This is a genomic window from Halobacteriovorax sp. CON-3, from assembly GCF_043196995.1.
GTDB lineage: Bacteria > Bdellovibrionota > Bacteriovoracia > Bacteriovoracales > Bacteriovoracaceae > Halobacteriovorax_A.
The window spans coordinates 1,268,280-1,287,639 of record NZ_JBEBNA010000001.1; the positions used below are offsets into that span (position 1 = coordinate 1,268,280).

At 37.5% G+C, this 19,360-nt stretch carries 23 protein-coding genes; 13 read left to right on the top strand and 10 right to left on the bottom strand.

Annotated elements, in window-relative coordinates; all coding sequences use genetic code 11:
- Window positions 1-5 precede the first annotated feature (5 nt).
- Complete coding sequence (gene clpS, locus ABMA72_RS05945) at window positions 6-362, bottom strand: ATP-dependent Clp protease adapter ClpS (protein ID WP_392857024.1); 357 nt, start codon at window positions 360-362, stop codon at window positions 6-8.
- A 108-nt stretch (window positions 363-470) separates the two neighbouring features.
- Between clpS and ABMA72_RS05950 the strand changes: the two genes are divergently transcribed.
- From ABMA72_RS05950 to ABMA72_RS05975, 6 genes are all read left to right on the top strand, one after another.
- Window positions 471-986 carry a TerB family tellurite resistance protein gene (locus ABMA72_RS05950; RefSeq protein WP_392857026.1) on the top strand — a complete coding sequence of 172 codons (516 nt, stop codon included), beginning with the start codon at window positions 471-473 and terminating at the stop codon, window positions 984-986.
- 51 nt (window positions 987-1,037) lie between these two features.
- The gene (locus ABMA72_RS05955) at window positions 1,038-1,793 is read left to right on the top strand and encodes an SH3 domain-containing protein (RefSeq protein WP_393056496.1); all 756 of its coding nucleotides are present in this window, start codon (window positions 1,038-1,040) and stop codon (window positions 1,791-1,793) included.
- A gap of 103 nt (window positions 1,794-1,896) precedes the next feature.
- Window positions 1,897-2,415, top strand: a complete 519-nt coding sequence (locus ABMA72_RS05960) for an FxsA family protein (protein WP_392857028.1) — start codon at window positions 1,897-1,899, stop codon at window positions 2,413-2,415.
- A gap of 9 nt (window positions 2,416-2,424) precedes the next feature.
- The gene (gene ilvA, locus ABMA72_RS05965; RefSeq protein ID WP_393056498.1) at window positions 2,425-3,645 is read left to right on the top strand and encodes a threonine ammonia-lyase; all 1,221 of its coding nucleotides are present in this window, start codon (window positions 2,425-2,427) and stop codon (window positions 3,643-3,645) included.
- A gap of 9 nt (window positions 3,646-3,654) precedes the next feature.
- A complete protein-coding gene (locus tag ABMA72_RS05970; protein WP_393056500.1) occupies window positions 3,655-4,638 on the top strand; it encodes a succinylglutamate desuccinylase in 984 nt (327 codons plus the stop codon).
- A 16-nt stretch (window positions 4,639-4,654) separates the two neighbouring features.
- On the top strand, window positions 4,655-5,158 hold the full coding sequence (locus ABMA72_RS05975) for an NADPH-dependent FMN reductase (protein WP_393056502.1): 504 nt from the start codon (window positions 4,655-4,657) through the stop codon (window positions 5,156-5,158).
- Between the two features lie 37 nt (window positions 5,159-5,195).
- Here ABMA72_RS05975 and ABMA72_RS05980 read toward each other — a convergent pair whose 3' ends face one another.
- Window positions 5,196-5,666: a hypothetical protein gene (locus ABMA72_RS05980; RefSeq protein ID WP_392857036.1), complete on the bottom strand. Its 471-nt coding sequence runs from the start codon at window positions 5,664-5,666 to the stop codon at window positions 5,196-5,198.
- Entirely contained in the window at window positions 5,659-6,948 is a 1,290-nt protein-coding gene (locus tag ABMA72_RS05985; protein ID WP_393056504.1) for a hypothetical protein, read from the bottom strand. Before ABMA72_RS05985 ends, ABMA72_RS05980 begins: the two co-directional genes overlap by 8 nt.
- Window positions 6,949-7,138: 190 nt before the next feature.
- On the opposite strand from ABMA72_RS05985, the gene ABMA72_RS05990 reads away from it, so the two are divergent.
- Window positions 7,139-8,020 (top strand): trypsin-like serine peptidase, encoded by an 882-nt coding sequence (locus tag ABMA72_RS05990; protein ID WP_393056506.1) that lies wholly within the window; start codon window positions 7,139-7,141, stop codon window positions 8,018-8,020.
- 5 nt (window positions 8,021-8,025) lie between these two features.
- Here ABMA72_RS05990 and ABMA72_RS05995 read toward each other — a convergent pair whose 3' ends face one another.
- A complete protein-coding gene (locus tag ABMA72_RS05995) occupies window positions 8,026-8,499 on the bottom strand; it encodes a CarD family transcriptional regulator (protein ID WP_392857043.1) in 474 nt (157 codons plus the stop codon).
- A gap of 163 nt (window positions 8,500-8,662) precedes the next feature.
- On the opposite strand from ABMA72_RS05995, the gene ABMA72_RS06000 reads away from it, so the two are divergent.
- Window positions 8,663-10,666 (top strand): urocanate hydratase, encoded by a 2,004-nt coding sequence (locus ABMA72_RS06000; protein WP_393056508.1) that lies wholly within the window; start codon window positions 8,663-8,665, stop codon window positions 10,664-10,666.
- A gap of 33 nt (window positions 10,667-10,699) precedes the next feature.
- On the opposite strand, the gene ABMA72_RS06005 is transcribed toward ABMA72_RS06000, so the two are convergent.
- The gene (locus ABMA72_RS06005) at window positions 10,700-10,954 is read right to left on the bottom strand and encodes a hypothetical protein (RefSeq protein WP_392857047.1); all 255 of its coding nucleotides are present in this window, start codon (window positions 10,952-10,954) and stop codon (window positions 10,700-10,702) included.
- A gap of 254 nt (window positions 10,955-11,208) precedes the next feature.
- Between ABMA72_RS06005 and ABMA72_RS06010 the strand changes: the two genes are divergently transcribed.
- Window positions 11,209-12,165, top strand: coding sequence for a DMT family transporter (locus ABMA72_RS06010; RefSeq protein WP_393056510.1), 957 nt, complete (start codon window positions 11,209-11,211; stop codon window positions 12,163-12,165).
- A gap of 13 nt (window positions 12,166-12,178) precedes the next feature.
- On the opposite strand, the gene ABMA72_RS06015 is transcribed toward ABMA72_RS06010, so the two are convergent.
- Both ABMA72_RS06015 and msrA read right to left on the bottom strand, forming a co-directional pair.
- Window positions 12,179-12,433: a hypothetical protein gene (locus tag ABMA72_RS06015; RefSeq protein WP_392857052.1), complete on the bottom strand. Its 255-nt coding sequence runs from the start codon at window positions 12,431-12,433 to the stop codon at window positions 12,179-12,181.
- 237 nt (window positions 12,434-12,670) lie between these two features.
- Window positions 12,671-13,150: a peptide-methionine (S)-S-oxide reductase MsrA gene (msrA, locus tag ABMA72_RS06020; protein ID WP_393056512.1), complete on the bottom strand. Its 480-nt coding sequence runs from the start codon at window positions 13,148-13,150 to the stop codon at window positions 12,671-12,673.
- Window positions 13,151-13,187: 37 nt separating this feature from the next.
- Between msrA and ABMA72_RS06025 the strand changes: the two genes are divergently transcribed.
- From ABMA72_RS06025 to ABMA72_RS06040, 4 genes are read left to right on the top strand one after another with little or no spacing between them, the layout of a single operon-like run.
- Window positions 13,188-13,709 (top strand): TrmH family RNA methyltransferase, encoded by a 522-nt coding sequence (locus ABMA72_RS06025; RefSeq protein ID WP_392857057.1) that lies wholly within the window; start codon window positions 13,188-13,190, stop codon window positions 13,707-13,709.
- 7 nt (window positions 13,710-13,716) lie between these two features.
- On the top strand, window positions 13,717-14,709 hold the full coding sequence (locus tag ABMA72_RS06030) for an ATP-binding cassette domain-containing protein (protein ID WP_393056514.1): 993 nt from the start codon (window positions 13,717-13,719) through the stop codon (window positions 14,707-14,709).
- On the top strand, window positions 14,702-15,499 hold the full coding sequence (locus ABMA72_RS06035; RefSeq protein ID WP_392857063.1) for an ABC transporter permease: 798 nt from the start codon (window positions 14,702-14,704) through the stop codon (window positions 15,497-15,499). Before ABMA72_RS06030 ends, ABMA72_RS06035 begins: the two co-directional genes overlap by 8 nt.
- Window positions 15,499-16,308, top strand: a complete 810-nt coding sequence (locus ABMA72_RS06040; protein ID WP_392857064.1) for an ABC transporter permease — start codon at window positions 15,499-15,501, stop codon at window positions 16,306-16,308. The genes ABMA72_RS06035 and ABMA72_RS06040 overlap by 1 nt, the downstream gene beginning before the upstream one ends.
- Before the next feature lie 7 nt (window positions 16,309-16,315).
- On the opposite strand, the gene ABMA72_RS06045 is transcribed toward ABMA72_RS06040, so the two are convergent.
- The 3 genes from ABMA72_RS06045 to ABMA72_RS06055 form a co-directional block, all read right to left on the bottom strand.
- Window positions 16,316-17,905 carry a methyl-accepting chemotaxis protein gene (locus tag ABMA72_RS06045; protein ID WP_393056515.1) on the bottom strand — a complete coding sequence of 530 codons (1,590 nt, stop codon included), beginning with the start codon at window positions 17,903-17,905 and terminating at the stop codon, window positions 16,316-16,318.
- Window positions 17,906-18,073: 168 nt separating this feature from the next.
- Window positions 18,074-18,451: a Kazal-type serine protease inhibitor gene (locus tag ABMA72_RS06050; protein ID WP_393056517.1), complete on the bottom strand. Its 378-nt coding sequence runs from the start codon at window positions 18,449-18,451 to the stop codon at window positions 18,074-18,076.
- A 6-nt stretch (window positions 18,452-18,457) separates the two neighbouring features.
- The gene (locus ABMA72_RS06055) at window positions 18,458-19,330 is read right to left on the bottom strand and encodes an RsmB/NOP family class I SAM-dependent RNA methyltransferase (RefSeq protein WP_393056518.1); all 873 of its coding nucleotides are present in this window, start codon (window positions 19,328-19,330) and stop codon (window positions 18,458-18,460) included.
- Window positions 19,331-19,360: the final 30 nt, after the last annotated feature.

A 19,360-nucleotide genomic window follows, 5' to 3' on the forward strand; every position in this document is an offset into this window, starting at 1 on the left:
TGTGCCTATTCAGGCTCAACAGTACAAAGTAGTGGGTGCCCTTCTTTCTTTGCTTCAGACATAACCTTATTCATCTTTGTTTCTGCAACTTCATATGAATAAGTTCCACATACCCCTCGTCCATTATTGTGGACATCGAGCATAATCTTCATGGCCTCTTCTTGACCTCTATTAAAGATATGCATCAACACCCAAATGACAAACTCCATTGTCGTATAGTCATCATTGTGTAGGATGACATGATATTTAGAAGGCTTCTTAACCCTTACTTTATCTTCTAGTGCTACATCACCATCCTCTTCTGTACTAAAGATGGTATTCATTTTTCTAATGTCAATATCGCCAACTTCAAACTTATCCAATTTACTTCCTCGACTTTGCTAAATTTTTTTTCTTTTTTTCCATTATCGCCCATCTGTGTTACTCTTTTCAAGGTATATACGACTGAAAATCTCTAAAAAAGGTCCATAATGAACTTCTTCGAATTTTTCAAATCACTGAAGGCCGATCATCAATCAAATTCTATAAATCAGATACACGCATACTTAAATAAGAAATTTCCAAATATGAACGATGAAAGAAAGGTAATCATCTCATGTATCTGTGGACTCCTTGCCCGTATCGCCTACTCGGACTTTCACGTCAGTCAAAATGAAAAATCAAAGATGCAAAAGATTATCACAGGTATGACACAATTAAATGCCGAGGAAGCCGAGTTAATAACTGAATACTCTATCGAGAAAATGAAAGAGCTTTCTGGACTTGATACCAGAAGTTACTGCAAGCCACTTGTTGAGATCATGTCACAACACGAGCGCTATCAAGTTTTAAAGGCACTCTTTGCAATTGCCGCTGCCGACGGCGAGGTCGACAATGTTGAATCCAATGAGATTAGCTACATTGCCAATGCTCTTGTACTTGAGAAGAAGTACTTCTTGAGTGCACAAGCAGATGTGAAAGAGTATTTAAAAACTTTTCAAGTCTAAAACTATTTTCTACACTCTTTAAGTAATTAAAATTTATGACAAGGAAGTTTAATGAAAGAGAGTGTTGATTCTAACAAAAATCTAGAGAACTCATTAAAGAAAGCCGCGCAATTTATGAATGACGATTTTCAAGGTAATTTTAACTTTTCAAACCTACTTGAAAAGAATGAGAAAAAGATCTCAAAAAGCCCTATATCAAATCTCCTTCAATCAACAACTCAAACAGTAGTCCCTTCAGAAGATGTTGAGACACATGTGGCCAATATAGAACGAGAAGAGAAGAAAGATAATCTCTATAAGAAGATCGAAGATCTTGAAAGAAGATTTGAAACTAAAGAAGTAAATGAGAAATTTGAAAGACTCGAATCACTTCTACAATCAATAATCATTAATCAAAAGAATGTTCGTGAGCAGATCGAACTTAAGTCTGCCCCGGAATCTTCTCCATCACCTAAAGAGTCAAAAGACCCAAAGGCACTTTATATTGCAGCCTCTATTATTGCACTTTCACTTATAGCAAGTGCGATGATTTTCAAGTCTGAACCAAAGACTCAAGTTGTAGAGAGAGAAATCGTTAAGCCTGCTGTCGTTTCAGTCCAAAAATCATTTCACACTCCAGTTAAGTACCTTAACTTAAGAGCGATCCCAAGTACAAAGGGTGAAAAACTTGAAGTTGTCGCACCAAATACTCGTGTTGAAATCTTAAAAACAGATGGTGACTGGGTTCAAATTAAGTATAAGAATTATCTAAAAGGATCAACTCACGAAGGTTGGGTTTACGATTCTAAGAACTTAAAATCTATTTAATATCAATAACATACAATGGGAATTTCGACTCTTCGAGATTCCCTACCTTGACATCACTAAATCTCATCCCATCTTATAGGTACACAAAAATAAATGAGGTACCATGTTTCCAATATTAGTTATGTTATTCACAGTTATTCCTGCAATTGAGATCTACCTACTCTTTTCAATTGGTGGCCAAATCGGTGGAGGAAATACTTTTCTACTCGTTCTAATTACTGGTGTAATCGGAGCGGCCCTAGCAAAATCGCAAGGAGCAGCACTACTGGCCAAGATTCAAGGAGAACTTGCCCAAGGACGTGTTCCTGCCAATAGCTTTATCCATGGTCTTCTTGTCTTTGGTGGAGGTCTTCTCCTCTTAACTCCAGGCTTTCTGACAGATGTCCTGGGTCTATCAATGGTTCTTCCACTAACTCGTCACATCTGGCTTATTTACATGAAGAAATTCTTTATGAGCTCAATTGAAAGTGGCAATATGCAATTTTATTCATTTAAAAATGGTGGTGGATTTTCTTCTTATTCAGGAAATGCCTATAATTCTCAGGCCCGTCACGAAGGCACTCAAAATGGCCCGATCCAAGTGGATGAGAACACATTTGAAGTTGATTACGAAAAGAAGTAAGATCTCATTATGACAACAACGAACGTAACGCTAAGTGATATTCAAGATGCAAGGCTTGCTATTGAAAATCGTATTATTAAAACACCATTAACTTACTCGACAACATTGAGTGAGAAGTTTGACTGCCAAGTTTACTTAAAACTTGAAAATTTACAGTTAACGGGAGCCTATAAAATAAGAGGGGCCCTTAATCGTCTTTCTAAACTAACAAAAGAAGAAAAAGTTAAGGGTGTTATTGCATCCTCAGCAGGAAATCATGCTCAAGGTGTTGCTCTTGCAGCAAAACAACTTGGAATTCAGGCAACAATTGTTATGCCTGAATCAACTCCCCTAGCAAAAATTCAAGGAACAAAGAAATTTGGTGCAGAAGTTATCCTTCACGGAAACTTCTATGATGATGCCTACCAAAAGGCCCTTGAGATTCAAAGAGAGTCGGGACAAGTTTTTATTCATCCTTTTAACGATAAAGATATTATTGCTGGCCAAGGAACAATTGGTTTAGAAATTATTGATGAGCTACCTGATGTTGATCTCGTTGCTATCCCTATTGGTGGCGGTGGCCTCATCTCAGGTATTTCAACGGCCATCAAAGAAAGTGGAAGTAGAGCGAAGATCGTTGGAGTCGAAGCAGTCGAAATGCCTGCAATGAAGACATCCATCGAGCAAGATAGAATTGTTACCGTGGATAAGAAAAAGACAATTGCTGACGGTATTGCTGTCACAACTGTTCTTGATAATACATTTAATACTGTAAAAAAATATGTGGATGAGATTGTAACAGTTAAAGAAACTGAAATCTCACACGCAATAGTGACTCTTCTTGAGTATGAGAAGGTCCTTTGTGAAGGTGCTGGAGCAACTTCTGTTGCGGCCCTCTTATATGACCAGTTCAAGGATATAAAAGGAAAGACTGTTGTCCTAGTTGTCAGCGGTGGAAATATTGACTTAAATATCCTCGACCGCATTATCGAAAGAGGTCTCATTACTTCTGGGCGCTCTTGCTCAATTATTGTTAATGTACCTGATACACCTGGAACAATTGCAAGAATTTCAAATATCATCGGTTCTAAGCAGGCCAATATTTTAGAGATTCACCACAACAGGGCCTTCACAACAAGTGTCCTAGGTGAAACAGAAGTTGAATTCTCTCTTGAAACAAGAGGCCATCTTCATATTAAAGAAATTGTTGATGAGCTCAATTCAATGGGCCTTAGTGCCAAAAGAGTCTAGGATATTCTAATGAGTGAATTAAACTTCCTAAAGACAACAAGAAATAACGAAGATACCCTAGCGCCAAGCACTTTTGACGGTGAGAATTGTCACTTTCAAATTCATGATACAGGTATTATTGAAGTCACGCCAAAATCCGTGACAACAGATGATATCTACATAATCTCTTGTGGTATACACGGCAATGAAACTGCACCTATAGAATTTACAAATGAGACACTCGAGAAGATTTATCGTGATGAACTTAGCATCAACTCTCCGACTCTCTTTATCTTTGGTAATCCAAAGGCCATGAATATTGGTAAACGCTTTAGTGAATACAATTTAAATCGTTGCTTTAATGGAGCCTATAAAGATTTAGCTGAGAACTATGAAGTTAAAAGAGCAAGTGTACTTGAAAAACAATGCTATGACTTTGTTGCTAAGTACGATGGGAAACAACTCTTCCACTTTGACCTTCATTGTGCCCTAAAGAAAAGTGAAATGGAGCGCTTTGCACTTGTACCAAAGTCAGCTGATCGACAACGAGATCATCACTTTAACTTGGCACTCGCAAATATGGGCGTTCAAGCTTCTTTATTTTCTCATAAAGAATCAACAGTATTTAGTTCGTTTAGCTTTGAAAAGCTAAATGCCTATAGTGCCACCGTTGAACTTGGCAAGGTCTATCCCTTTGGGCAAAACCCTGAAGGTAAATTTAGAGCAGCACAAGAGACAATCGAATCACTACTAAGCTCTAGGCAATTAGAAAATAAGGTTCTTCCAAAAGCATTTACAATCTATGCTTCAATCAATAAAGAATATGATGACTTTAGTTTTACTTTTGAAGAGGAAGAAAGCGCAAACTTTACTCTCTTTAAAAAAGGTGATCATATTTTTACGCAAAATAACGAAAAGTACCTCGCTGCGGAAGATAACTTACGTATGATTTTTCCAAACTCTAAAGTTATTTTAGGGCAAAGAGCATTACTACTTATTAAAGAATTAGAATAACAAATCAGGAGAGAAAATGAGTGATTTTTTAATCGTTACTTCAAGTGACGGAATGAATCTAAAGATGGCAGACAAGATTCTTGAACTAGCACAAGAAACTGGTAAGTCTTTTGAAATCGTAAAACTTAGTGATTATAAGCTTCCACTATATACAGCTGAAGAAGAAAAGAATGGAATTCCAGAAGATGGAGTTAAACTAACAGAGAAGTTTATCGCGGCCAAAGGTTTTGTTTTCTTAACACCAGAATACAATGGCTCTGTTACACCATCATTTATCAATGCTATTGCATGGGTATCTCGTTCAGGTGGAGAATCTTGGCGTGAAGCATTTGTTGATAAGCCAGCTGTTCTAGGAACACACTCTGGTGGTGGCGGACAATACGTAATCCAAGCAATGCAAAATCAACTTTCTTTCATTGGAATTCATATTGTTGGCCGTAAACTTCTAACGAATTACAGTAAGCAATTAAATGAAGATGGTGCAAGAGGTGCGCTAGCTAGTTTAGTAAAACTTGCATAAGTTTCAGATAAAGAAAAAGCTCCGAAAGGAGCTTTTTTTATTTCTTACATGATTTTAATAAGACTAATTTCTTTGGCGGTTCAATAACAGAAGCACAGCCATCCCCTTGCTGGGCCCTTTTTGAGACATTGATATAGAAGCGAAGGCTATCTTTTACAACACTCTTCTTTCCTTTTAAGTCTTCTACATTTACTGTGTACTTTGCTTCGTATGTATGAACATCTTTATCAATAAGCTTCACTTCTGAAATCTTAATTGATTTCTCTGAAACTGCAAGATATTGCAACGACTTTGGAGCATCATAATCAGGATCTTTATTGAAACGATAATACTTTTGATATTTTTCTTTTAAGCATTCATCCTTTGCACCGCTAATGAGTCTAATGCCACTCATTTCAATTTCGGCCAATTGAGCAGCTACTTTTTTAACATCTTTATTGAAAGGACAAATCTCTTTAGCATAGATAAATTGAGAAAATATAATAGTAGCAATTAATAGTTTATACATTCCTTGCTCCTCTTACTTCTTCTTGAAGACATTGATTGATACAACTCTCGCCCTTAAGCTTTGCTGGCTCTTCATACCAACACTTAGAGTTTGAAGAATCATGTCTTAAAATACTGAATCGTCCCGACATCATTTCACTTGAATGCTCTTGCTTAGCAATGATTGCTTTACATGAAGCAACTGCTTTTGCTCTTAAAGTAGAAAACATCGTTGAACGATTCTTTGCGTGAGTTTTTGCATCAACTCTGGCAGGGCCATAATTCTTAAGAGCACCACTATGGATATAAGTAAAATTAAAGTCACTAATTGTAATATCATCACAACGGCCTAGTTCAGAAAATCTTCTAATAGCCAGAGGATCTTCTCCAATAGTATCTACCATCACAACATGGCTTCCCTTCACATTAATAATATCACCTGAATGAAGTGAATAAGGTAAATTAAACTTAACCGGCTTAATACATGAGTTCTTACTTTTAACAGTATCGTGAAGTGATGTTGTCGTTAGTGAACGATAGTCTCGATCATTAGTTGTAAATTTTAATCCCTCTGCTGCATAAGCTGCAGAAATAAACTCAGAACAATCAATACCTGATGCTTTTGCACCTTCTTTTGAAACACCTTGCCCACGAGTAAATAGATTAATCTCCTTACTACGAAGTCCTTTACGTGAGCCATAACCATAAACAGGTGGAACCTTAGTTGCATCCATACATCCTTCACCAGGATAATCAGGATCTTGATCAAGCTTTCGTAAAACCTCATGAGATCTCACCATTGCAACACGATCATGGACAACTCTTTGTTTAAAGTCTGTTCCATTACTGAATGTCGCTTCTTGAGTTGAAACTCCACTTAAACTTGGAGTATCTGAATTAATGATTGTATTAATTGGCCGACACGACTGATAAATCGTGGCCAAAACCTTACGAGCACCAAAAGAGCCAGTACCTACATTTTTAACAAATGACCATTCACGCTCTTGATCAGTCATCGCACACTGTGTCCCCATCGCCGCGACATTACCATTTATATAATCTGAAATATCGTATGATGTTGGGAAGTTTGAAAAGTTGTCTGTTAGGTCACGCAGGTCTTCATTAACACCTTGGCCCTCTTCTTCACGCACAACATCATCAACCACATCGAGAATATCACTTTCACGTGAAACCCTCTTTGCTTGACTCTGGGCCTTTCCACTTAAAAAGTCGCCATTGGTTAGCTGACAAGACGTATTTAACGCGGCCAAGAATATAAAAGTTAAAATTGTATTTTTCTTCATAAGTCTCTCATCTTAAGGACTTATCGGATTTGGCCACAGATAACTTTAGATGTGATTATCAACACTTATAACTCAACGTAAATAATTTACATGGAATGTAAGGATTTGTAATTTTTTATTGAAGGCCCTTTTCTGTACTTTTCAACGCCTCATTGTTTTAATGCGCCACTCACAAAATAAGGATAAATAAATGAACTTTTCTCTTGCCCTGCTAGCTGTTGTTTTTACTGTTAACCTTTCATCGATGGCCATTGATAAAGTTGTTTATGGTGAAGATAATCGTCTGGACCAATTCGAAGTAACTGATCAAAATAAACTAGATGCGCAAAGATCTACTTTAGCAATGATCCCAAAATCAAAACTTAAAAAGAACACTAAAAACACTTACCTTGCAGCAGATTCAAAAATTGAATTATGTCAGGGAGAGAGATTTAATAAGCAAGTTGATGTTGCTGACTGTTCAGGATTTCTAGTTGAAAAAGATAATAGACAATATGTTATAACGGCCGGCCACTGTATGACTTCAAAGTCTGACTGTTACGATAACTACTGGGTATTTGACTACGCTAAGAAGTCACCAAAGGATGATGCTAGAACAATTCATGAAAAGAATGTTTATAGCTGTCGTCGAATTGTTGCTCAACGTCTAGAGCGTGTAAAGCCAGACGGTGAAGACTTTGCAATCATCGAACTTAATCGTGAAGTAACTGATCGCAAGCCACTTGAGTATCGTAAAGAAGGTGATGTTCATGGTGGAGATATTAAAAAAGGTGAAAAGATCTTTGTTATCGGACACCCATCAGGGCTTCCATCGAAAGTAGCAACAGATGCATATGTACGTAAAAAAGACTGGAACAGCTTTTCAACAAATCTAGATACTTTCTCAGGAAACTCTGGTTCAGCTGTTTTCAACGAAGAAACAGGACTAGTTGAAGGTATCCTTGTTCGTGGTGACCAAGACTACAGATACAATCCAAGAAAAGATTGCTACGAAGCAAATCACTGTAACATGAATGGTTGCGGTGGCGAAGATGTGTTTAGAATTACAAGAATTCTATTCCTTAAAGACTAAAAAATCTAAAAACTAAACTTACCATCCAAGCAAGAGTTCACACGTTCTTTTGCTTGGTTGATATCTTCATTAAAGACTGCACCAACTTCCACAGATAAATTTTCTAATAGCATTTCTAAGTACTTTGACTCGGCCGAACCTTTGTCCGTAATTTGAAGTAACTGCTGAATATTATCAACGAACGTATCGATATCTTGTTTTTGAATATTTGATTTAAAGAAATTAATACGATCTTTTTTAGAATCGAATTGCCTAATCTCACTATTTTGAGAAAGTTTATCAAGAGTTTCTTCTAATTCTGTAGGACTACTTAAAGGTCTAAACGCGTCTTCCTTCACTGTTGGAATCATCGTTGTTGAGCGTCCTTGGGAAGATTCAATAATGTAGAACTCCGCTCCACTCATATCTTTTATTTCAGTAATTACGCCAACTCCAAAGTTAATCGATACTACCTCTTGTCCTATTTCTAATTTTGGCATAAATCCCCTTTCGTTAGATAAGTATTATAACACAAGTGAATTAGAATTTCTCGAAGGCAATCTATTCGTTAATAGGTAGCGTCAATTGACGCTCAATCCTTTTTACTTCATCCCAAAAGTGATATATGTCTTCTAATATACTTTATTTTAAGGGGATTTAAGAATGAGTACGGATAGTTTTAAAGAAGCTATATTAGAGGGTATTCCTAAGACTTTACCAAATTATAAGAAATATGAAGAGGATATTAACCACGCTCCAAAACGTAAACAAATTCTATCTCAAGAAGAAGAAAAGCTAGCACTAAGAAATGCACTTCGCTACTTCCCAAGTGAACAGCATGCTGAATTACTTGCAGAATTTAAAGAGGAGTTAGAAAAGTACGGACGCATCTATATGTACCGCTACCGCCCTGATTATAAAATTCATGCTCGCTCAATTGAAGAGTATCCACATAAGTCCAAGCAAGCTGCTGCAATCATGCTAATGCTTTCAAATAACCTAGACTACGCTGTTGCACAACACCCTCATGAGTTAATTACTTATGGTGGAAATGGTGCCGTTTTTCAAAACTGGGCACAATATCTTTTAACAATGCAATACCTTGCGACGATGACTGATGAACAAACACTAGTTCTCTACTCTGGTCACCCTGCGGGATTATTTCCATCTCATAAAGATGCCCCAAGAGTTGTTGTCACAAATGGAATGATGATTCCAAATTATTCAAAGCCAGATGACTGGGAAAAATTCAATGCCCTTGGAGTGACTCAATACGGACAAATGACTGCAGGTTCATTTATGTATATTGGGCCACAAGGAATTGTTCACGGAACAACAATTACAGTTCTAAATGCTCTAAGAAAAATTTCAAAGGAAGCGGTTACAGAAACTGCTGGAAAAGTTTTTGTGACAGCTGGACTTGGTGGAATGTCTGGAGCACAACCGAAGGCCGCAGTTATTGCAGGTTGTATTGGTGTTGTTGCGGAAGTAAATCCAAAAGCTGTTAAGACAAGACATGAGCAAGGATGGGTTGATGAAGTTTTCACTGACCTTGATGAGCTGATGGCAAGAATTAAGAAAGCACAAGATAATAAAGAAGCTGTTTCACTTGCCTACCAAGGAAATATAATTAACCTTTGGGAAAAGATCGCTGAAAGCGATATTTATATTGATATTGGTTCTGACCAAACATCTCTTCACAACCCATGGGCCGGAGGCTACTACCCTGCGGGCCTAACATTTGAAGAATCAAATGAGATGATGGCAAATAACCCAGAACAATTTAAAGTTGAAGTTCAAAAGAGTTTAGTAAGACACGTGAATGCGGTTAATAAACTTGCCGACAAAGGGATGTACTTCTTTGATTATGGAAATGCATTCTTATTAGAAGCATCTCGCGCTGGTGCCGATATCATGAAAGAAGGATCGACTGAAGATTTCAAGTATCCTTCATATGTTCAAGATATTATGGGCCCAATGTGCTTTGATTATGGATTTGGACCTTTTAGATGGGTTTGTACTTCAAGCACACAAGAGGATCTTGATCTAACTGACAAACTAGCAACTGAAGTTTTAGAGAAGCTAATGCAAGAGTCACCAAGTGAGATCACGCAGCAAATGCAAGATAATATCACTTGGATTAAGGGTGCAAAAGAAAATGATCTCGTCGTTGGATCAAAGGCCCGCATCCTTTATGCAGATAGTGATGGAAGAATTGAAATCGCTCTCGCATTTAACAAGGCCCTTCGCGAAGGAAAGCTTAAAGCGCCAGTTGTTCTAGGACGTGACCACCACGATGTATCAGGAACAGACTCTCCATTTAGAGAGACTTCAAATATTTATGACGGCTCACGCTTTACTGCAGATATGGCCGTCCAAAACTTTGTTGGCGACTCATTTAGAGGAGCAACTTGGATTTCACTTCACAACGGCGGTGGTGTCGGATGGGGTGAAGTTATGAACGGTGGTTTCGGAATGGTTCTCGATGGAAGTGAAGACTGTGATCGTCGTATCAAGTCGATGCTTTTTTGGGATGTAAATAATGGAATTAATCGTCGAAGTTGGGCCCGTAATGAAGGAGCAACTTTTGCAATTAAGAGAGCGATGGAAAAAGAGCCTCTTTTAAAAGTAACGCTTCCAAATTTAGTTGATGACTCTTTACTATAAGAAAAAAAAAGCTCCCACTATGGGAGCTTTATTTTATGCCGCAGCTTTGTAATTTAAACTAAAGGGGTAGTAAATTTCCTGGGCATCTTTATTAATAATATCCTCGACCAAGGATATAAATTCAAATTCGTCTAGGCCATTTAATGAAGCCGCTGTCCAAATTGGCGTTAGTTTTTCAGAAAAAAGGTCTGAATTAAAATCTCCGTCAGTTGTTGTTTCTAAGTAAATTCCCTGAACCTCATTTCTTGTTTCATTTAAAAAAGTTTGTTTAAAATTATCTTTTTGCATTCGAACGTCCCCCGTAAAATAAGTACATGTACTTTATTTCTACTCATTCATTTTGCAGCAATTTTGAAATTTTAAGAATTAATTCATGCAATTCAATAAATTCAATGACTTATTTTTATTCATCTGAATAAAAATACATGAGCATATGGTTATTTTTTGTCAGCTTTCCTTGGCAATAAATAAAAACTAATGAACTTGTCCATTTGTCTAAACTCTTCGTTGTTTTCTTTTTAAAAGCGAATTATATTGTCGCCATGAAAGGTATCATCTTATTAAGTATTGCTTGTGCAATCTGGGGGCTCGGCTTTGCCGGAACTCGATTTACACTTACAGACTATTCTCCAGTGTGGTCAAACTCGCTACGCTATATCTTCGCTGGTTCATTCGCTTTTCTAATTCTTTTTTTTAGAAATGACTTTAAGAAACTTGCCGGAAAAAAGAATGAAGTTCTAGGTGGGCTAATTTGCTCAGCACTTCTAATGATGGCCCTGCAACTTCAAACTGTTGGTATCGCCATGACAACAATGGCCAAGGCCGGCTTCTTCACTGTCTTCTACGCTATTATTACTCCTATAATCTCTGTGATATTTCTAGGACAAAGAGTTCGCAAAACATTCTGGTTTCTGCTTTCAACATCAATGCTTGGAATCATGATGATGAATGGGATGGATTTTAGTAATTTTAATATGGGAGATATCTTTGTTATTACTTCAGCAGTCTTCTTCTCTCTCCATATCATTGCAACTGATCGTTATGCCAATGATGTCGAAGCCGTTCGCTTTAACTTTCTCCAATGTATTTTTATGGGAATCATGGGACTAGTTTTTGCACTACTTTATGAAGGGCCAACGAGCTTAGCTGTTCTCTATACGAACTCACCCCTAAACTTCCCTTCTCCACTGTGGGGATTTTTAATACTATCAATTTTCTCATCACTAATTGCCTTCTCTCTTCAGATTACGGCACAAAGAAGTATTCCGGCCCATATTGTAGGACTAGTCTTCTTAAGTGAATCAATCTTTGCTGCATTATTCGGCTATATCTTATTTGGAGAGACGCTAGATCCGACAGCAATTGCTGGTTCGATCGTCATTGTTATATCAGTAGCTCTTGTTCCAAGATTTACAAATATCAAAAAAGATGAAAGCGAAGATGGTGAGTTAATAGAAAATACCGGGGTATCGTCTGTTGTCAACGATACCCGAGCATAGTTTATAAACAGCGCTAGGCTGCTAGTGGTATATCGTTTGTGAATGGAAAGATAACATTATCGATTTGAGTTGGGATAACTTCTTCAACAATAGTTGCGAACTCATCTTCGGTAAGGCCATTGATTTGTGCTTCTGACCAAATGATTGTTAATTTCTCATTAAAGACACTGCAATCAAACTCACCTTTAATTTTTGATTGAGAAACGATTGATTTAATCTCATCTCTTGCATGGGCAATAAAAGTCTCTCTAAAGTTCTCAATATTCATTTGTGTTCTCCTCGTCATTTAACCAACTGGCAACCCTCTGGAACCGCTTTGGCTATTTAGCTATTATGCAAAGGTTTTGGTTAATTCTGATGAGAAAATTAATTTAATCTAATTACAGATACTTAAATTATGAGCAATGAGATAAGTCGTAGCTATTTTATTGATTAGAGTAATTTCAAAGTGCCATCTTCCTATGTCACACTCAATAAAAACATAGACTTATAAATTCACCTAAATTTATAGCGAGCAACTCGTAAGTCCCTTCTTTTTCAAGTACTTCTGATGATACTCTTCGGCCTTGATGTAATTATTCAACAATTCAAGTTTAGTCACGATAGGATTTTTAAAGCAACCACTTTCTTCAAGCTCTTTTATGGCCTTTGCTCCAGCTTCCTTTTGCACTTCGTTACTATAGAAGATCACACTTCTGTATTGAGAACCGACATCAACTCCCTGACGATCAAGGGTAGTTGGATTGTGGTTATTAAAGAAGATATCCAATAGGTTTTCAAATTTAATTATTGATGGGTCGTAAGTAATTTTAACTACTTCAGCGTGACCAGTCGTATCAGTACAGACCTCTTCGTAAGTCGTATGATCACTATTTCCACCAGCGTAGCCAACTTCGGTTTCAACAACTCCCGCAAGCTTTCTAAAGGTTTCTTCAACACCCCAAAAACACCCTGCTCCAAATACTGCGACTTCAATATTGTTCATTGCAAACCTCCGATTTATTTCGTAATTTAACCGACATATGAGCAAGAAAACAAGAAAATTCTTAGAAAAGAAATTTGAAAAAGAGCTAGAAATAGCTAAAGAAAAAGCCGTTCATGGGCAACATGAAATCATCATTATTTTAGATCATCTTAAGGGTGGCTTTAATATTGGGAAGATCTTGAGGTCATGTGAAATCTACAGTGTTCACGAAGTCCATATTGTTGGGACGAAGTTCTTTGATGTCACAATTGCAAAAGGAGCTCTTAAAAGAGTTAAGACTTTCTTCTACGAAAATATCGAAGAGTCGATTGAGCGCATAAGTGAACTTGGCTACACTCCCCTAACTCTGGACTCTAATGCACAAACGTATCTGAATAAGAGTGAACTTCCTAAGAAGTCGGCCTTTATTTTTGGCCATGAAGAATTTGGTCCTCTAAAAGAAATGCCAGGGATCGAAAGACTTAAGATTAAGCAATACGGAATGACAGAATCGTTAAACGTTTCTATTGCTGCAAGCATTGTCATGTACGAGTACACTAACCAACACGCTAGCGAGTAAGATTAAAATGATTGAAACAAATAACCTCACAAAGAAATTTACAAGTTATAAGAAAGAAGAAGGATTTAAAGGAAGTATCAAGTCTTTCTTTAATCGAAATCCCATTACGAAGTATGCCGTAAACGACTTTAGCTTCAAGGTCGAAAAAGGTGAAATCAAAGGTTTACTAGGTCCAAACGGAGCAGGAAAAACGACACTCATGAAGATGCTGACAGGAATTATTGTTCCTTCAAGTGGAGAGGTCACAATTGCAGGATACAAGCCTTGGCAACGTGACAAGGAGTTTAGAAAGAAGATCGCTCTTGTTATGGGACAAAAGTCACAGCTGTGGTGGGACATCCCAGCAATGGACTCATTTCAACTACTCCAAAAATATTATGAAATTCCAGATGACCAATTCAAGAAGAAACTTGGTTATATGGGAGAGCTTCTCGATGTCACAGAGCTATTTCATATCCATGTAAGAAAACTTTCTCTTGGTGAAAGAATGAAGCTAGAACTTATGGCCTCACTCTTACACGAACCAGAAGTTCTCTTCTTAGATGAGCCTACAATTGGACTTGATCTAGTGGCACAAGAGAATATGAGAAACTTCCTAAAAGAATATCATGCCAGGAATGACCTCTCGATTATCCTTACATCTCACTATATGGCCGACGTACAGGCTCTTTGTAAGGACCTTGTTCTAATTTCAAAAGGACAAAAAGCATATGATGGGCCACTTCAAAATCTCGAAAAAATCCTTGGAGATAAGAAGTCAGTCTACTTCAGTTTTGATAAAGCAATTGATTCCAAAGAAGATTTTTGGTCAAAACTTGATTGTGATTTTCTAGATAATGGATCAAGTGTTGAGCTAAGAGTTGATAAAGAAGAACTCTCTGAAATCTCTGCGGCCATCTTATCAAAGTATCCAGTTATTGATTTTCATACAGAAAAGCTTCCAATAGAGAAAGTAATGAAGAAGATTATGGAGAACCCGGAGATTCTAAGTAATGTCTAATCTTATCAAATGGTGGCAAACCATTAAGATCTCCATTGTAAAGTACACGGCCTATCGTTTAAACTTCTTCCTTCAAATTATTGGACCAGCGCTAGTCTTTCTTTTTATTAAGTACAACTTGTGGACGGCCATTTTTGAGAGTACAGGAAGTGGTACAATTAAAGGCTATACACTGAAGGCGATGCTTACATACCATGTTTGGGCCTTTGTCGTGTCACAACTTGCCCAAGGTCACACAGCTCTTAACTTGGCCCTTGATATTAGGATGGGAAGAATTTCAACTTATCTCATCTATCCGTTTAACTTTTGGGAATTTCACACGGCCTCATTTATTGGCTTTCAAGTTATTCAACTCTTTGTTACAGGGTTTGCAATATTCTTTTTTTCAGTAATTGGTATTTTACCAAGTGTCGACTTCCCTACACTACTAAACGGTGTTGGCGTTTGTCTCTTTGTTAGCCTCTTTTGGTTCTCGCTACAATACTTAACGGGTGTTATGGCCTTTTGGTTAGAAGAGACTTGGATCTTACGAGTAATGCTTCAGATGATTACAGTATTTCTTTCGGGTGCAATTATTCCACTTGAACTATATCCGGACTTCTTTAGGGAAATCCTAATGTATACACCATTTCCTTATTTAACTTACTATCCAATTAAAGTCTTTATGGGAGAGGCCGTAAGTTATGCAACATTCTTTAGTGTCTTATCTCCATGGCTAATTCTTGTTAGTCTCATTAGCGCACTAACGTGGAAACGTGGAATTAAACTTTATACAGCGGCGGGGATGTAATGAGACTTGGTTCTTTTAGTTCAGAAGTTAAACACTATCTATCAGTATATAAGAAATTTATTTCAACAAGTACGGCCGTGGCCATGAGCTTTCGCACAAGCTTTGTCCTCATGGTTATGATGGATCTAATGTTCTTTGGTTCAGCTTACTTTACTGTTGATTTTATCTTTGATCACGTGGATATGGTTATGGGCTGGAATCGAAACCAATTCATGCTATTTCTATCTTATGTCTTACTTGTTGATGGTTTTCACATGATCATCTTAAGTCAAAATTTTTGGCGCTTCAGTGATGATCTCAAGTCAGGGCAATTAGACTACACAATTCTTAGGCCTCTTAGCTCAATCTTTAGCGTCTTTTTTCGCAATATTAGACCTTCATCAATTCCAACACTAATTCCAGCAATAGCGGTATTTAGTTACTATGCAAATCTTAATGGATTTAACATATTACAATGGGCCCTCATTCCTCTGCTTCTAACACTTTCACTAGCATTACTTGCTGTCGTGGAGTTTGTTATTAGCTGTGCTATGTTTTGGTTAGTTGAAGGTGTCGGGATTAACTTCTTTAGAATGCAGATGCAGCAACTTTCGCGCTGGCCTGATCTTATTTATGGGGCAGCGACAAAGAGAGTGTTCTCGACACTCGTTCCAATACTACTAGTAGGTTCGGCACCAATTCATTTCTTATTAGATATGAACAAGTGGCACTACCTTCTTATCATGGTAGTTGCCACTGGTGTATTCTGGTTTATTTTATTAAAACTTTGGGAGAGAGGACTACAAGTCTATGACTCGGCGTCTTCGTAGCCTCAACTTAAGCTGCTTGTTTTCTTTCTTCTTCACCTAAGAAAACAAGCTCGATCTCACCAATTGAGCGATTGACGAAGCTAACTTCATTCAATAATTGATCTGCAATATTTGATGCTCCCTTGGCAATTCCTGTATTGGATTTTGAGGATACATCAATGCTTGAAATTGAGCCTTGAAGTTCGGTAATCCCCTTTGATTGCTCAAAAGTTGCAGATGAAATTTCGGTAATTGAGTTTGTCACATTCTCCACACTAACAACGATTTCTTCAAGTATTTGCCCACATTCATTTGCCACTTCAGATCCAGATGTCACACTATCTCTAACCTTTTTAACGAGATCTGATAGCTTCATATTTGACTCTGCTACAATTGAGTTAACCTCATTAACACTTGTACTAACCATATCTGAAATTTCGACAGAAGCATTACCACTCATCTGCGCTAGTTTTCCAACTTCTTCGGCCACAACAGCAAAGCCCTTACCTGCTTCACCGGCCCTTGCTGCCTCAACTGATGCATTAAATGAAAGCAGCTTTGTTTGGAAAACAATATCGTTAATAACTTGAGTCCTCTCCTCAATACGATTGATTAGCTCTACGATGTGAAGCATCTTCTTGTTATTATCAGAGAACTCCTCCACCATAACATCAATATCGCTGTCGATTCCATTCATTGAATGAATCATTTTCTTTACAATCTTCTTCCCAACGGCGGCCTTACCTAAACTCTCTTGCGCAAGGTTATTAGATTTTTGTGCATTATCAGCTGTCATTCTTACCATTGAACTAATTTCTTCAAGTGAACTTGATGACTCTTGCAGTGATGAATCTTGTCTCTCACTTGAAAGAGAGAGTTCGTTAGAAGTCGAAGCAATACTTTTTGCACTCTTCGTTAGTGAACGAGATGTATCAGTAAGAGCAGAAATTGTAGCTTTAATTTTTTGTGAAATATTTGATGCGTACGCTACTCCAATAGAGAAGCCAAGGATAATTCCTATAAATGAAACAACCACGAGAGTAATTTGTAAACTACGTGCTGTTGCACTAACGACTGATGCCGAAGAAATAACTTCTTTTGATAAGCGAGTATTGTATTTATCTAGAACTCTTTGGTAATTTTCAGCGGCCTCTGGACAATGAACTAAGAAAATTTCTAGGAGTTCAGCTCTAGCTGTAGGATTATTAATTTTTGCAAGTTCAAGTGCTCTAGCACCAACTTTCTTAAAGTCACTCCACTGTACTTGAAGCTCATTAAATATTTTTTGTTCTTCAGCATCAGTGATAATATTACGTAACTTATTTGCAGCTAACTCATAATTATCAATCATCTTTATCGTATTAGAAATCGCATTATTCCGATTCTTACTATCTAAGTCCTCAAGCCCTAGGGTTCTCACTTGAATTCGCGTTTTCTGATAGCTAACATCCATCTCGCTAAGTAGAGAACTACGTGGAATAATATTTTCGCTAAAGAAATTTGATTGCTCGCTTAAGTCACTTACACCAAAGTAAGAAACAGTACTGATAACAATACTGACGACCGACAAAAAGAAACATAATAAAATCAGTTTAACTTTAAAATTCTTATTTTTCATTAATCCTCCAGAACACACTGAAGTATCGTACAAAGACATTTTCAATTAAAGTTCAGTCTTTAAACTAAACCTATACAAAGTGAAAATAAATAGAATTGAACCTGTTGAAAATTCACAGTTTACATCGAAAAAAAAGTTGAAAAAAAATTAAAAAACTAAAAAGTAAAATTAGTGGGTTTCAATCTTCTCGCATGCCCCCTGGTGCTTTATTTGCACTTTTTCACAGTTTGCATTACAAGCGCTACCATAGGTCTTCCCATCCACTCCACACACAGGCATCCAAATCATGGGACAAATACACGGAGCTTTTACCTGCGGACGATGAGGTTTCATCGGAGAAGTTGCTTGTGGCCTTAAGTGTTTTTTATTTGTAGACGTATTTTTATCATTAGAACAAGGGCCATCCTTAATGTCAGTGGCATCTACCACTTGGGCCATGCAACGATTTGAATAGGTTTTTCCGTTAGCACAAACTGGACGATATTCTTTTGTACATTTAAATGCATAACTATTTATAGCTAAAATTAAAACCAAAAGGAATTTCATACCGACCTACTTTTTTCGAAGTTTACACATATAGAGTGGACCAATTGATCCCTCTTTATCAGGTAGAAATATTGTACCATATTCAGTTTTTTCCCCAAAACCGAAAGTATCTAGGTCATGAACAAGCTCAACTTGTTCGCCTTTCTTTTTCAGGACCTTAGCGATCACTTCATCATTTTCAAGACTAGAAATAGAACATGTTGAGTAGAGAACTTCGCCACCACTTTTCAGTGTTAGAAGAGCCGAACAAAGTAGAGAGTATTGAAGGCCAGCAAGATTTCGCGTTCTCTTCTTTGACCACATATTAAGATATTTTTGATCGTTTAGCGTATGGCGCTCTCCAGAACAAGGAGCATCGAGAAGAACGAAGTCAAACTCATCTTTTAAGTTAAGCCCGTACTTATTCCCATCAAAACCGCGGATATCAATGATATCCCTCATCTCTTGTGGGACATACTCTGATACCACTCGACGTAGACGCTCTTTACGATTACGTGAAAGCTCATTCAGGACAAGGTGCCCCTTGCCCTCCATTTCCTCAAACAGCACTAAACTCTTACCGCCGGGTGCCGCACACATGTCGAGAACTTTGGACCCAGAGGTTGGTTTGAGATTGCGAGCAACGATAACACTGGCAGCATCCATCACATAATGAGACTTTAGATCTTTAGATTCCGTTACCTCTCCCTTGGCATACACCCCAGGAATTAGCTCACCTGAATCAATAAATTCTCCTGAAAACCACTTATTTCGACGATAGGCCTTCTCTTCTTTTTTAGTAAAAGAATCTTTTAAGGAACTCCATCGAGAACCCCACATTTTTGAGTAAAAATATTCAAAGCCCTCAGGCCCTTTCGTTGCTGCAGCTTGGTTTTTCATGCGCATCATGTTACTAAATATGACCTAATC

What these genes read in the sequence shown, in the direction of transcription:
- ABMA72_RS05950 (WP_392857026.1), top strand. Translation starts at nt 471, where the DNA reads ATGAACTTCTTCGAATTTTTCAAATCACTGAAGGCCGATCATCAATCA.
- ABMA72_RS05955 (WP_393056496.1), top strand. Translation starts at nt 1,038, where the DNA reads ATGAAAGAGAGTGTTGATTCTAACAAAAATCTAGAGAACTCATTAAAG.
- ABMA72_RS05960 (WP_392857028.1), top strand. Translation starts at nt 1,897, where the DNA reads ATGTTTCCAATATTAGTTATGTTATTCACAGTTATTCCTGCAATTGAG.
- ilvA (WP_393056498.1), top strand. Translation starts at nt 2,425, where the DNA reads ATGACAACAACGAACGTAACGCTAAGTGATATTCAAGATGCAAGGCTT.
- ABMA72_RS05970 (WP_393056500.1), top strand. Translation starts at nt 3,655, where the DNA reads ATGAGTGAATTAAACTTCCTAAAGACAACAAGAAATAACGAAGATACC.
- ABMA72_RS05975 (WP_393056502.1), top strand. Translation starts at nt 4,655, where the DNA reads ATGAGTGATTTTTTAATCGTTACTTCAAGTGACGGAATGAATCTAAAG.
- ABMA72_RS05980 (WP_392857036.1), bottom strand. Translation starts at nt 5,666, where the DNA reads ATGTATAAACTATTAATTGCTACTATTATATTTTCTCAATTTATCTAT.
- ABMA72_RS05985 (WP_393056504.1), bottom strand. Translation starts at nt 6,948, where the DNA reads ATGAAGAAAAATACAATTTTAACTTTTATATTCTTGGCCGCGTTAAAT.
- ABMA72_RS05990 (WP_393056506.1), top strand. Translation starts at nt 7,139, where the DNA reads ATGAACTTTTCTCTTGCCCTGCTAGCTGTTGTTTTTACTGTTAACCTT.
- ABMA72_RS05995 (WP_392857043.1), bottom strand. Translation starts at nt 8,499, where the DNA reads ATGCCAAAATTAGAAATAGGACAAGAGGTAGTATCGATTAACTTTGGA.
- ABMA72_RS06000 (WP_393056508.1), top strand. Translation starts at nt 8,663, where the DNA reads ATGAGTACGGATAGTTTTAAAGAAGCTATATTAGAGGGTATTCCTAAG.
- ABMA72_RS06005 (WP_392857047.1), bottom strand. Translation starts at nt 10,954, where the DNA reads ATGCAAAAAGATAATTTTAAACAAACTTTTTTAAATGAAACAAGAAAT.
- ABMA72_RS06010 (WP_393056510.1), top strand. Translation starts at nt 11,209, where the DNA reads ATGAAAGGTATCATCTTATTAAGTATTGCTTGTGCAATCTGGGGGCTC.
- ABMA72_RS06015 (WP_392857052.1), bottom strand. Translation starts at nt 12,433, where the DNA reads ATGAATATTGAGAACTTTAGAGAGACTTTTATTGCCCATGCAAGAGAT.
- msrA (WP_393056512.1), bottom strand. Translation starts at nt 13,150, where the DNA reads ATGAACAATATTGAAGTCGCAGTATTTGGAGCAGGGTGTTTTTGGGGT.
- ABMA72_RS06025 (WP_392857057.1), top strand. Translation starts at nt 13,188, where the DNA reads ATGAGCAAGAAAACAAGAAAATTCTTAGAAAAGAAATTTGAAAAAGAG.
- ABMA72_RS06030 (WP_393056514.1), top strand. Translation starts at nt 13,717, where the DNA reads ATGATTGAAACAAATAACCTCACAAAGAAATTTACAAGTTATAAGAAA.
- ABMA72_RS06035 (WP_392857063.1), top strand. Translation starts at nt 14,702, where the DNA reads ATGTCTAATCTTATCAAATGGTGGCAAACCATTAAGATCTCCATTGTA.
- ABMA72_RS06040 (WP_392857064.1), top strand. Translation starts at nt 15,499, where the DNA reads ATGAGACTTGGTTCTTTTAGTTCAGAAGTTAAACACTATCTATCAGTA.
- ABMA72_RS06045 (WP_393056515.1), bottom strand. Translation starts at nt 17,905, where the DNA reads ATGAAAAATAAGAATTTTAAAGTTAAACTGATTTTATTATGTTTCTTT.
- ABMA72_RS06050 (WP_393056517.1), bottom strand. Translation starts at nt 18,451, where the DNA reads ATGAAATTCCTTTTGGTTTTAATTTTAGCTATAAATAGTTATGCATTT.
- ABMA72_RS06055 (WP_393056518.1), bottom strand. Translation starts at nt 19,330, where the DNA reads ATGAAAAACCAAGCTGCAGCAACGAAAGGGCCTGAGGGCTTTGAATAT.